Origin of the sequence: Paenibacillus sp. FSL M7-1414, assembly GCF_038003195.1 — a bacterium.
Taxonomy (GTDB): Bacteria; Bacillota; Bacilli; order Paenibacillales; family Paenibacillaceae; genus Paenibacillus; species Paenibacillus amylolyticus.
The window spans coordinates 596,416-609,129 of the sequence record NZ_JBBOOS010000001.1; the positions used below are offsets into that span (position 1 = coordinate 596,416).

Below are 12,714 nucleotides of genomic sequence, written 5' to 3' on the forward strand. Positions count from 1 at the left end.
TACCAATGTTAAATTCGTTGGTTCAATTCCAAGGAGGTTTGTCATGATTCAGTTCCCTAAACCGGATGTCGAGCAATATTTTCAGACGTACCGTATTTCACATTTTGCCGTATCGGCAGACGAGAAACGTTTGTTCATGGACAGCAATCTGAACGGTCAGCCGAATATTTGGGCGATGGATTTGCCTGGAGGATACCCGTATCCTTTAACGTACTTGAATCAGAGCAGTCAATTTATCAAAGCAGACCCGCAGGGGCGTCATCTTCTTACCGCGTTTGATCGGGATGGAGATGAGAACTATCATCTATATGCACTCCCACCCGAGGGTGGTGTTCCACTGCCTGTGGTTCCGGCGGAACCGAATGATCGCTGTTATTTCGCTGAGTTGTCCGAGGATGGACAGCGTCTCTATTATGTTACCAGCGCGGGTAATCCGAATTATCTGAATTCACGCCGCATCGATCTGGAGACAGGGGAAGATGAACTGTTATACAGTGGAGAAGAGGTTACGAGCAGCCTGGTTGCTGTAAGTCCTGACGAGATGAGTTATGTCATTTTAAAAATGTACTCCAATACGTATCAGACGGCACATTTGCATCGTAACAATGAAGAAATGGTGATTCTGCCAGCTTCAGAACGTCATAGTCAGGTTTCCGATCTGATTTTTGCAGATGATAATCGCCTTCTGTTCATTACCAATGATGACTCCGCATACGCCTACGTGGCTGAGTATCGTATCGATACTCGCGAATTCCGTTTATTGTGCAAAATCGAAGGGGAAGATGTGGAGTTTATCCGCTGGCATCAGGCTTCCGAGACGTTATATTTCTGGACACTTACAGGGCCAGAGAATCGTATGTACGTATTGGGCAAAAATGCCGATGAGCCTCGGCGCATAGATATGCCGCTGGATACGATAGAGCAGGTGAACGTTACGAAGGCTGGCAATGTGTATATCCTCGGACGTGGAGCGATCCAACCGCATAACATTTATCGCAAAATAGCAGGTGCTGAGTCCTGGGAGCCGCTGACTGCCAATCGGGTAACCGGACTGGACCCAAGTGATCTCGTGTACCCTGACGTTATTCATTATAACTCCTACGACGGACTGGAGATTGAAGCTCTCTTGTTCAAAGCAAAACCAGAGCAGGCCAATGGCTACACCGTATTTTGGCCTCATGGTGGGCCGCAATCTTCCGAAGCAAAGTTTTTTCGGCCGATGTTCCAGATGATGCTCGCTCAGGGCTATCATGTCTTTGCACCTAACTTCCGGGGCAGTACCGGGTATGGTGCGGAATTCGTCAAATTGGTTGAGCGGGATTGGGGAGAAGGCCCAAGACTGGACTGTGTTGCCGGCATCAACTGGCTGTTCGATCAGGGAATTACCTCACCAGAGCGGTTGTTTGTGGTAGGGGGTAGTTATGGGGGATATATGACCCTGTTATTGGCAGGTCGCCATCCGGAACTGTTCCGGGCTGCGGTCGATATTTTTGGGCCAAGTAACCTGTTTACATTCCTGGAATCCGTACCGGAAGACTGGAAACCGATGATGGATAACTGGCTGGGTGATCCGGTCCGTGACCGCGAACGTTTAACGAAGGATTCACCGATTACGTATCTCGATCAGATGGTGAACCCAATGTTGGTCATTCAGGGTGCTAATGATCCAAGGGTCGTGAAGGCCGAATCCGATCAGATCGTGGCTGCGCTCCAGTCGAAGGGACTTGATGTGGAATACATCGTTTTGGATGATGAGGGCCATGGCTTCTCCAGAAAGACAAACGAGATCCTTGTGTACCGCCGGATGCTGGAGTTTTTGCAGAAACATCAGGAGTCACCCGTCGCACAAGCTTAAGTTGAGAGATTCCATCGTTGACTGAAATATAGTGAGATGAGGAAAACCGCCAAAGATCAAGATGATCTCTGGCGGTTTTATGCGTGCGCCCGCATGTTGGGCGATATATATGGAACGATACATTCTACTAATCTAACAATGCGACAATCGAATTGATGGACTGCTGCGCCCACTGTGCAAAAGGCAGATCGGCTGCCCACGTCACTTGTCCTGTGGCGTTGGCTTCCCCCCACCACAAGATACGTTGATAGAGCAGATGCATGCTGAGACGTGTGCGGAAGTGTTGGCATTTCTTACCATCTGCTGCACAGACCAGATCCCGGTAGCAGCGAAGGAACTGTGCGGCCAGTTCTGGTTGACCCTCACGAACATACCTGGTGGATATTTTGGTAAGGTCGGCTGTGCCGTCTCCGAAATAGGCCGTTGTAAAATCGAACAAACCACTAATCTGCCACCCTGAAGAACGGTCGTCCAGATTTTGAATCAGAATATTCTCGACCTTGAAGTCTCCCATGACAAAACCCGGAACAGCTCTGGACCGAAATGCCGGTTCAGCATTTTTGAATTGCTCGTCCACCCACTGAACATCTTCATCTGTAATCACCGAGTACTGTTCAGCATCATGTAACCAGTGACGAATGGTTCCGTACAACCAGTCCAGATAATCGCCTGCAAAGGAAACAATCTGCTGCGCTACAGGATCATATTCCCCGGCATCAGGCACCTTCCAGCGGTGCAGTTCAGCCAAAGTATGGGCAAACATACAGGCGATCTCTTCCTGATCTTGCTGTGACAGGGAAGCCTGGAATGCTGGATCATACAGGTGATTCCCGGGCAGGCGTGGCATTATGGCATAACTCCAGCCTAGCAGATGGGTATCTTCATGTAACAAATATGGATCAGGGACAGGGATGGACGTATGTTTTGCCAGTTGTTCTACAAAGAACTTTTCTTCCTGTAACTGTCCTGCATATAAAGGATTGCCTTTCAGAATATACTCTCCACGGGAAGAGCGAATGAGCAGTGTCTGACCCATAACCCCTTTATCTGTTCGTTGATAATCTTCAAGGGTTCCCAGGTCAAGCTCATTCAGCGCATCCTGCAATGGAACTGCGGCCACTTCGCCAAGTTGATTGGAACCAAAATATATACGGGTTGTCATATGGCCGGACCCTCCTGGGTTTTAGTCCTCATTCTCTTCGTCAGACAGGTCATACGTATCCTCATCGACCAATCCACGGATGAAAGCTTCAAAATTGGGCGCAAGATATGTAATCTCATAATCATTTTCCTGATCGACATGAACTACACAGGGTTCACCTTCAGGGCCACAGAAGCGATAATCCAGCATAACGACATCATGACCAGCGGATGGACAATCACAGATCACAATCCCCAGGTCGGGGTATCCCCAATCCTCGATCATGAACCGACTTCCCAGCTCACCAGCGAGTGCGTATATTTTATCGTGTCCAATTCCCATAATGCTTGAAATGGCAATGTGATCCTCAGCCCAGGAAGTCGCTTCTTTTGTGGGAAATACAGTGAGCGCAGGGATACCGCCGTTTTGCGTATTCATCAGTTGAATATAGGAAGCGGGCAGCTTGTAACCCAATTCTTTCTCAATAGTCAAAATCTCTTCTTCATCAAAAGGTTCTGATACATGATTGTCCTGCGCATAATCACTCTGTACCCAGAACGTTGCGGGATCATAAGTCCCTGAAGCGGCTCTTAGATGGTTCTGTGTACCGCTCTGCTCCAATGCTGCGATATTCTCTTCATGGCGTTGACGATCCATCCGCATCTTCTCCGCTTGGGGACGAATCTGGCGAAGGAATTCAAGGGTAGATTCATCATGGGGCAGAAGTTCATCAGCTCTCTCAAAAGCCAGTAGTGCCTGTTCATAACTCGCTATATGACAGTATGCATAACCCAAGCGGTATTGCCAGAGCGGGTCGCTTACCCCTTGCTCCTGGACAGACAACAAATGTTGAATGGCTTCGCGGTAACTTGCGTCATTGTTATAGGCTCTGGCGAGTTGACCAATCAGATCATAATCCCGCTCTGAGACGGGGATGCGTTCAATATGTTCAATAATGAGACTGAATTGGTCCTGCTCATGCCACAAGTTGATTTGTTCCATCAGTTCTCTTTCCATGAATAGGCCTCACTTCCGTAGGAGGGGTATGAATCTCTTTCATTATATAATAAGTATGTGTTGGTTGGAGAATGTATAAATCAAGCTCTTCGTAGCATACTGTTTAAGTATAATTTAAGTTTAATCTATAAAGTTTAAGTTATGTTTAACTTTGTTTAAGTATGATGTTGAAAGTTAAACTTTACTATCCTATACTAGGAGTGTGAGGTGAGATGGATATGGGAATCACAAGAGTTGAAAAGAATATATTTAGTCAGAACACGGATGAGATTGCTTCTGAGTTAGTTCAGAGCTTAAGTAATTCGGATAATAGCATTTTACTGTTCAAAGTGCTGGCATTTGCAGTCAAAAATAATGCTGAATTTGTTCGTAACCTGGATGAATCTATCTTTGAAGATGCTGATATTTTTAGAGAAAAGTATGTTACGCTTCTCAAACATGCGTTAAGTCAAGCAGTGGATGTACCGACAGGAATTACAGACAGTGGTATTCCTTCTATTGAAGCTGTACGTTCTTATACTCCTAAAGAATTATCTGTATTTTTTGGAGTAAGTATTACGACGATTTTTAACTGGATTGATCAAGGCCGTTTTATGGGAATTCAAAGAGCCGGGTCCAACAAACATAATCTCATCCCAGACAATACTACATATGTGTATGGATCAGGTAAGAGAACGACGATTAAAGAGATTGTGACTATGTGGAAAAAGGAAGAGGCAGAACACCAATCTACAATAGGAGTCAGTGACCTGGATTACCACACAGGGCAAATTGCCTTATATGAAGATAAATACAAAGGGGAATTCGAACGGACACTCGGAACTAAATTGAACTTAACACCTGAAGAAGAAACCGATGCACAAGTTTGGAAACACCATTTGGGGAGGCAGCGTCTTGGCTTTAAAGATACCGAAAAGTAATTTTCGTTTTATTGAGAATGATTTTTCAGATATTATTATGGAGATTCGAGATGGTGCCCAGGGTCTTCCAAGCAGTGCTAGAACTATTCGTAAAACAATTGTCTTTAATGATTTATCGAAGATGTACTGTGTAGAGGAGATAGATCGAAACGGGGGATTCATCGAGTTATATTGGTATGATTGGTATGATGATCAAAAAGAGTTGGTTATGAAATTCCATGCTCATTATCATCCTGATGAAACACCCGCTAATATTACGATGTATGACCCGTTTCATATTCATACGGCAAATGAGAGAAGATTGAATAATGAAAAATTTCAAGAATTATATACGATTCTTGAATTTATTAGATTAAGAAATATCTCTATTAAATTATAATAGTTCAACGCTGATATGATGTTTGTACATACGAATTAAACAACACTCCCTGAACTTAGGCATGATAGCCACCATTCAGGGAGTGTTGTTTTTATTTATAATCTATTCTTTATTACAAATCGTCAAATCCGTTATCGTCGCCAACTTTACCGTAGTTACGGGATTTAGCTTCAAAGAAGTCGGTTTTGGTTGCATTTAGTGCTTCATCGGAGAATGGTTTAATCCAAGGCATGCAGTTTACATCCACACCTTCATATGCTTTTTCCATACCCATCAGACGCAGACGTTTGTTGGCGATATACTTGATGTAATCTTCCAACTCGTTCAGGTCAATACCACGTACGTTGCTGAGTGTGTAATGTGCCCAGTTGGTTTCAAGCTCAACAGCACGATGGATGGTTGTGTATACGTAGTCCATGTTCTCAGGTGTGTTCAGTTCAGGGAAGTCTACCAGCAACTGTTTGTACACTTCGGCGAAGAAGTAACAGTGTTGGTTTTCATCCCGCTGGATATACGAGATCATCTGGCTGGTTGCCATCATTTTCTGGTCACGGGCCAGGTTGTAGAAGAAGGCAAACGTACTATAGAAGAAGATACCTTCGAGTACCAGATCGGCGACCATAGCCTGGAAGAACGTCTGTGGAGACGGCTCGTCCCGGAATGTTTGGTAAATGTCTGCGATGAAACGGTTACGGTCAAGCAGGACTGGATCATGTTTCCAGTATTCAAAAATTTCCTTTTGCTCCCGATCAGATACGATCGAAGACAGGACGTAGGAGTAGGATTGGTTATGAACGACTTCCTGTTGTCCGATAATGGCCGAGATTGCTTCGAGTGAAGAATCGGTAAAGTAACGTTTTACGTCACCAACAAACATCGTCTGCATGGAATCAAGTACCGCGAGCAGGGAGATGTTGATTTTGAATGTACGTTGCTCTTCTTCATCCAGTTGAGCAAACTGGGAAGCATCTTTGGACATTGGAATCTCGTCTGCGATCCAGTGGTTAAGTAGCAGTACTTTGTACAATTTGTACATATGAGGCATACGAATGTCGTTCCAGTTCAGGATACCGGAGCATTCACCTTCAATAATACGGGTTGATTGGTTAGGGGCTTCGGTGTTAAAAATTTTCTGTACTTGCATTGTTCCGTTCACTCCTTGAATGAATTTACACTGTATAACTACGATGACAGAACAACCTTCCGATCGCTGTTATCCCCTGATTTTTTTGATTCCCTCTTTTAAAGAGGAAAATCCGGTGATAAAGGCGAGCGCTCCGCTTCTTCAGCTTTGTTCTGTCCTCTCTTCGTTATCGTGTAATCATTAATTCTTTTATATATATTAGGGTTGTATAATGTGGCATCTATATCAACATCTTGCGATGCTGTGATCGTTTTTTTAGGCAAAAAAGAACCAGGGCAACGCCATTTTTGCAATCAAAACAGGATGCCCTGGTGGTCACCTCGAATCTAGTAAATCTTCTCTATCATGGATAAAGCGTAAATTGCGCAAAAATCAAGATTCTTCAATTGTTAATGCCCGGCTACGAACATAATAGGTTGATTTCATGCCGGCTCTCCAGGCGTGCAGATGCAATTCCAGGAATTCTGTTGCTTTGATATCTGGTCGAACGTAGAAGTTGAAACTTTGTCCCTGATCGACGTGGCGCTGACGGGCAGCCGCCATATTAATGGAAGCATGTTGATCCACCTGGAACGCTGTTTGGTAATAAGGGCTTGTTTTTTCGGACAGATCCGGAGCCGGATTGGCAATTTTGTAAGTTGTTTTCTCTTCATAAGATAACAGCTCATAGAGCGGATCAATACTAGCCGTTGAACCGGCAATAATGGACGTGGAACCGTTAGGTGCAATGGCGAACAACCAAGCATTACGTACACCGTTTTGTCGTACTTCGGCTTGCAGTTCTTTCCACTGTTCGGTTGTCACGAACTCGCCTACGCGCTCACCTGATGTGTACTCGCGTTGGTCGAAGTAATGACCACTTTCCCAATCGGAACCTTTGAATTTCGGATAATGTCCTTTTTCTTTGGACAGCTCCATACTGGATTTCACGAGCAGGTAGTTAATTTTTTCATACAGATTATCGTTATACGTTACAGCTTCTTCAGACTCCCAATGAATGCCTTCGAGAGCAAGCAGGTGGTGAAGTCCAAACGTTCCCAGACCGACTGCGCGATATTGGCTGTTGGTATATTGGGCTTGCAACACTTCAATGTTGTTAATGTCGATAACGTTGTCCAGCATGCGCACCTGAATTGGAACAAGACGCTCCAATACATTATGAGGTATAGCACGTGCCAGATGGATGGAGTTCAGGTTGCAGACAACAAAGTCGCCAGGCACTTTGGAAATCACGATGCGAGTTTGTCCATCCTTGGTTACGAGTTCTTCCTTTTCAATTACAGTGGCAGACTGGTTCTGCATAATTTCGGTACACAGGTTGGAGGAGTATACCATACCGTGTGCACGGTTAGGATTGGAGCGGTTAACCGTATCGCGGTAGAACATGTATGGCGTACCTGTCTCCAGTTGGGACTTAAGTACACGCTTCATGATGTCAATCGCCTGTACTGTAATCCGGGACAGCAGTGGGTGATTCACCGCTTCTTCGTATTTATCACGGAACGCACCTTCGCCAAAGGACTCATCATAGAAATCTTCCAGTCCGAGTGCACGACCATTCTCGTCCTTCCAGCCCATCACTTTCTTCGTTTCGTGCGGACAGAACAGGCTCCATTCGCCACGGGTGGATACCCGCTCCATGAACAAGTCAGGCAGACAGATGCCGTGGAATACGTCATGCGCACGCATACGCTCGTCACCGTTGTTCAGCTTCAGATCGAGGAAGGCCAGAATGTCTTTGTGGAAAACATCCAGGTAGACGGCAATGGCCCCTTTACGCGTACCGAGCTGGTCTACGCTGACCGCTGTATTGTTTAGTTGGCGAATCCAAGGGATTACACCGGAACTTGTATTTTGGTGACCACGGATATCTGAACCACGAGCTCTGACTTTGCCGAGGTAAACGCCGATGCCGCCACCCATTTTGCTCAGACGAGCTACATCCGTGTTGGAATCGAAGATACCTTCGAGTGAGTCGTCCACCGTATCAATGAAGCAGCTGGAGAGTTGACCGGCTACTTTTTTACCTGCATTGGACATCGTAGGAGTAGCTGCAGTCATGTACATGTTGCTCATGGCCCAGTATGCTTCCTTGACGAGATCCATGCGTCTCTCGGCAGGCTCTTGGTGCATTAGGAACATGGCGATAACCATGTAACGCTCTTGCGGCAATTCCATTACTTTTCCGTCAAAATCGTGAGCGAGGTAACGTTCTGCCAGTGTGAGCAAGCCGATGTAATCGAAGAGCAGATCGTTGCGGTAGTCAATGCACTCAGCAAGTTCGTCGATCTGTTCTTTGGTGTAACATTCCAGTAATTCTTCGCGGTAGATACCTTTCTTCACGAGATCTACAAGAAGAGGGTGAAATGCGCCATAAGGCTCGTCCGGGTAAGACTTGTATCTGCGGTTGGTAGCCGCTTTTTTGTAAAGGGAAGTGAGCAGGGAGCGCGCCGCTGCAAATTTCCAATTAGGCTCCTCTTTAGTTACCAGTTCCAGTGCGCTCATGATAAAAGCGTTGCTGATTTCGTCTCCGGTAACTTCATCACGGCGGAGCTTGCTGTTTACCCCACGTACCAGACGTTCCTTGTCCAGCATTTCCAGTCCTTCCAGAGTACGGTCGGCATATACCGAGATGCGCATATCATCAAAGGCAAGCTGGCGGTTGTTCGGCTTGGTCACAACTTGTGGCATGAATATTCCTCGCTTTCGCATGTTAAAGATATAAATTGGAGAAATTCTTTATATAAAGAATTGAGTGTTGTCTTACGGTGAGAAAAAGGTAAAGGTTGCTTTTGGCAGACTGAAACGGCGGTGACAAGTTCATGTCTTAAATCGCTCAACTTGCGGAGCACAAAACAGCACAATGCAGAACATGCTCATATAAAAAGCATTCTCCCGCCTCGCGGCTGAAAATGCCCATGGATGCTCTGGCTTCCTTACTGTCTTAGAGGTTCAGGATATCGACAGAAAAGGGTGCTTATGTAAGCTTTGGTCTATTGCAGATGTGCCTGTAGTTTGAGGATACCGGATGCAGTCCAAACAGCCCCGTTAACCTCCATGTCAACTCTGTTTCGAGAAAGCGATTTACACCTACAGGGACGTGCCTTTGGAGGTGATTTCATCCTGTTTTTCGCGAGAATGCAGAAGGTGACTAATAGAAGCGGAGAAATCTAGTGTTACTACATTTTGTAGCTGTCAACATACTGTAACCCAACATATTGTGTTTGTAAAGTGGGCCGATACAGTAAAACGTAATTCCGAGTATACCATTTAAGCCAGGAATCCGCAAAGGAAAAGGACTGGAAGATTTGAAGATTTATCAAAAAAAATTTTTGACCAATTTGAATGACGTCTTCACGTCAGTTTGAATTGTAACGCATTCAACTGGTAGAATAAAAATAGTCAAAAATCGACTAAAATTAGCGGCAGCGGTTGTTCACGGGGCCCAGAGGAGGCGGAGCAAAATGGCAATAGCAGAAGTGACTGTAATTCCAATCGGAACGGGTACAACCAGTCTAAGCAGTTATGTGGCGGACATGCAAAAGGTATTGGAACATCAACGGGGCATTACATATCAGTTAACTTCCATGAGCACCATTATTGAGGGACCACTTAACGAGATCTTTACAGCAATTGCGGCTCTGCATGAAGCGCCGTTTCTGTCAGGAGCTCAGCGTGTTTCCACATCCGTCAAAATTGACGACCGTCGTGATAAACCGGATGCCTCCAGTATACAGAAGTTACAATCGGTTCAGGATAAACTGACGTCACTTCAGGCAAGACCTAATTAATGGTTTAGTGTAAACATCCGTATATTCGGTTATTCAGTATGTTATAAGTCATTAATTAAAGCTTAGATTGTGTATATTGTGTAGCTAGCTTAGATTGTGTATATTGTGTAGCTAACGTGAATTTCTGACATTTATAAACTGAAAGACAAAAAAGGACCAGCTTAGCGTTCATAAGCTGGTCCTTTGTGTACACACATTTATCATCAATTAATCTGCAACTACCAATGAGGCTCCAATCAAAGTGGCGTTGGTGTAACCACCGCCAACATTTTCAAAAGAGAAGTTGGTAATTGGTGCACCGATAACCGTGGCGTAATCACCATCAAGCAAATCTCCGGTCGTTGCAGGATATAACGCTATAATATCGTTTCCGTTCTCATCCATGACATGAACGATAGAGAAGGTTGCTCCGAGCGAGCTATCTTCCTCAACTGAAATGACTTCACCGCTAACTTGCACGAATTGATCATAATAGTTAGCCACATTTTTATTCAGATGGCGGGTCGTCACATTGGTGTCAACGAGATCCTTCGCCTTTTTGCGGAGTTCTGCTGTGCTGGCAGGGAATACATCGCTATGCTTGCCAAAGAAATCATAGGAAGCCTGCTCCATGAAGGCTGTATCTTCCGTAATGTACGGAGTTAACTCATTAAAGAAATCGGCAGCTGATGCTGTGGCAGATGAATTTCCAGTCGTTGCAGTTGGTGCTGTTTGCTCCAGAGAAGCAGTAATGCTTAGGGAATCAAGAATATCTTTGATCTCATCCTGATTATAAGTTTCCTTGGCGTAGGTTAACGTCATGGTATAGAGTTCTGTATTGGTCGGAATCAGATACTGCACAAGGATAACATCTGTACCCGAGGAATGCTTATAGGATCCTTCCAAGACACCAGCGCTATATTCTTTATAAGGTTTGTTTGTGTAGTTGGTTTTTTTATAATCGGAAATGCCGATGCTTGAACCGCTTTGTGTGTAATAATCCACTATATTATTGGCGTATTCTTCAGGATTAATTGAACCGGTTGAGCTGGCCTCAATCGTCAGATTCATATTATCTGCAAATGTGACTGATGAAGATTGGTCTGAAAAAGCAGCTTTAATGGATGGAGCATTCATTTGACTTGTATCTACGCTTTTCCAGGATTCAGGATATGCAAAAGAAAATCCTTCTCCACTATATGTAGTGTATTTCGTAGCTTTAGCTTCTGTTGAGACAGTTTCAGTTGCCTTGGATGCTTCGGTCGTTTGGCTATTGGTTGTTGTATTTGTTTCTGAATTACCACAAGCACTAAGCAATGTGGCTAATGCCAAAATCGTAATAAGTTTCTTCATTATGTCTAATTTCTCCTAATGTGCTTCCCATCGGTTGGGATTTTTTCTAAGGTCATCATTTCGTTTGGGATAATCTGGTTTAGGTGGTGGGCATGGAAACTCCTTTCTATTTTATTAGTAAAATAATAACATAAATAAAGATTTCAGTATTCATAATTACTAAAAAGATAATTTATCTGTATTTAACAAGTTAAAAGCTAATAATATACCGTATGGGTATCCATTTTGAGTGATAGTACATACATTTGGTTGATATAACCGTGGGATTTATTTATGAATTAAACATATATGAACATAACATTCCGGCTTAAGAACTAACCCTTTATGTAGGTGCAATTAGCGAATAGTCGGTGGAAAAAAAACAGCCCATTTTCGACCTGAGCCCGGTCCCATGTGTGATTGGTGCATATAGTGAACTGTACCTCAAATCAAAGGAGGGGTTTACATGAGTGGAGTAGTAGGTGGATACGGCGGCTGGACATCGACTGGAGCAATCCTGGTTCTGTTCATTCTTCTCGTAATCATCACTAAATCTTTCTGGGTATAATATGGCGAGCTCTGCCGGGCAACCGGTGGGGTTTTTTTTCTAGAGGACAAGCATGGTGGAGAACCAGGGAGATAAGATAGCTTGTGGTTAAACGGAAGAATTGGTGGAATTCAAGAAATGGAAAGATGGCGTATGTTTCGAAAATGGGGAAGGTACCTCATGGCTAAACGCCCATTTTGTCAAAATGAGGGCGATAGCCCGGTCCAGAGGTAGGCTGAATACATAGCTTAGGGGTGTAGGCAAATGTTAAGGAGGAATGAACAATGAGCGAAGTAAAACCGAATTCACCGAACGGACAGGGACACGTATACGGACATATGGGAGGTTATGAGCATATGCAAGGATACCAATACACAGGTCATGAAATGCATGGGTATGGATATGGTTGTGGAACAATGCCAATGGGATATGGCTATGGATACGGACACCATGCCAATCAGGCTCCAATGATGCACGGTTATCAACAGGGTTGTGGAGTATCCTATGGTCATGGCGGCGGAAGCTGGGGTTCCATGGGTACGATCCTTGTACTGTTCATCTTGCTGGTCATCATCTCCAAAACGATGTTTATCTAAGTATTTGTGAGTG

At 44.5% G+C, this 12,714-nt stretch carries 11 protein-coding genes; 6 read left to right on the forward strand and 5 right to left on the reverse strand.

What is annotated here, in order from left to right; translation table 11 throughout:
• The first annotated feature begins 43 nt into the window (after positions 1-43).
• Entirely contained in the window at positions 44-1,855 is a 1,812-nt protein-coding gene (locus MHH92_RS02795) for a S9 family peptidase (protein ID WP_340901782.1), read from the forward strand.
• A gap of 127 nt (positions 1,856-1,982) precedes the next feature.
• On the opposite strand, the gene MHH92_RS02800 is transcribed toward MHH92_RS02795, so the two are convergent.
• Positions 1,983-3,017, reverse strand: a complete 1,035-nt coding sequence (locus MHH92_RS02800; RefSeq protein WP_340901784.1) for a phosphotransferase family protein — start codon at positions 3,015-3,017, stop codon at positions 1,983-1,985.
• 21 nt (positions 3,018-3,038) lie between these two features.
• Positions 3,039-4,013 carry an SMI1/KNR4 family protein gene (locus MHH92_RS02805; RefSeq protein ID WP_340901785.1) on the reverse strand — a complete coding sequence of 325 codons (975 nt, stop codon included), beginning with the start codon at positions 4,011-4,013 and terminating at the stop codon, positions 3,039-3,041.
• A gap of 212 nt (positions 4,014-4,225) precedes the next feature.
• On the opposite strand from MHH92_RS02805, the gene MHH92_RS02810 reads away from it, so the two are divergent.
• On the forward strand, positions 4,226-4,933 hold the full coding sequence (locus MHH92_RS02810; protein ID WP_100526959.1) for a helix-turn-helix domain-containing protein: 708 nt from the start codon (positions 4,226-4,228) through the stop codon (positions 4,931-4,933).
• A complete protein-coding gene (locus MHH92_RS02815; protein WP_340901786.1) occupies positions 4,908-5,312 on the forward strand; it encodes a toxin-antitoxin system TumE family protein in 405 nt (134 codons plus the stop codon). The genes MHH92_RS02810 and MHH92_RS02815 overlap by 26 nt, the downstream gene beginning before the upstream one ends.
• A gap of 112 nt (positions 5,313-5,424) precedes the next feature.
• Here the strand turns inward: MHH92_RS02815 and MHH92_RS02820 are convergent, their stop codons facing one another.
• Together MHH92_RS02820 and MHH92_RS02825 are read right to left on the reverse strand one after the other, a co-directional pair.
• On the reverse strand, positions 5,425-6,456 hold the full coding sequence (locus MHH92_RS02820) for a ribonucleotide-diphosphate reductase subunit beta (RefSeq protein WP_036607380.1): 1,032 nt from the start codon (positions 6,454-6,456) through the stop codon (positions 5,425-5,427).
• Between the two features lie 372 nt (positions 6,457-6,828).
• Positions 6,829-9,147 (reverse strand): ribonucleoside-diphosphate reductase subunit alpha, encoded by a 2,319-nt coding sequence (locus MHH92_RS02825; RefSeq protein WP_036607378.1) that lies wholly within the window; start codon positions 9,145-9,147, stop codon positions 6,829-6,831.
• Positions 9,148-9,920: 773 nt separating this feature from the next.
• Here MHH92_RS02825 and MHH92_RS02830 point away from each other — a divergent pair.
• Positions 9,921-10,247 (forward strand): MTH1187 family thiamine-binding protein, encoded by a 327-nt coding sequence (locus MHH92_RS02830; protein ID WP_017690882.1) that lies wholly within the window; start codon positions 9,921-9,923, stop codon positions 10,245-10,247.
• Positions 10,248-10,454: 207 nt separating this feature from the next.
• Here MHH92_RS02830 and MHH92_RS02835 read toward each other — a convergent pair whose 3' ends face one another.
• On the reverse strand, positions 10,455-11,579 hold the full coding sequence (locus MHH92_RS02835; protein ID WP_340901788.1) for a PsbP-related protein: 1,125 nt from the start codon (positions 11,577-11,579) through the stop codon (positions 10,455-10,457).
• Between the two features lie 445 nt (positions 11,580-12,024).
• On the opposite strand from MHH92_RS02835, the gene MHH92_RS02840 reads away from it, so the two are divergent.
• Both MHH92_RS02840 and MHH92_RS02845 read left to right on the forward strand, forming a co-directional pair.
• Positions 12,025-12,126: a YjcZ family sporulation protein gene (locus MHH92_RS02840; RefSeq protein WP_340901789.1), complete on the forward strand. Its 102-nt coding sequence runs from the start codon at positions 12,025-12,027 to the stop codon at positions 12,124-12,126.
• Positions 12,127-12,389: 263 nt separating this feature from the next.
• On the forward strand, positions 12,390-12,701 hold the full coding sequence (locus MHH92_RS02845; RefSeq protein ID WP_017690878.1) for a hypothetical protein: 312 nt from the start codon (positions 12,390-12,392) through the stop codon (positions 12,699-12,701).
• Positions 12,702-12,714: the final 13 nt, after the last annotated feature.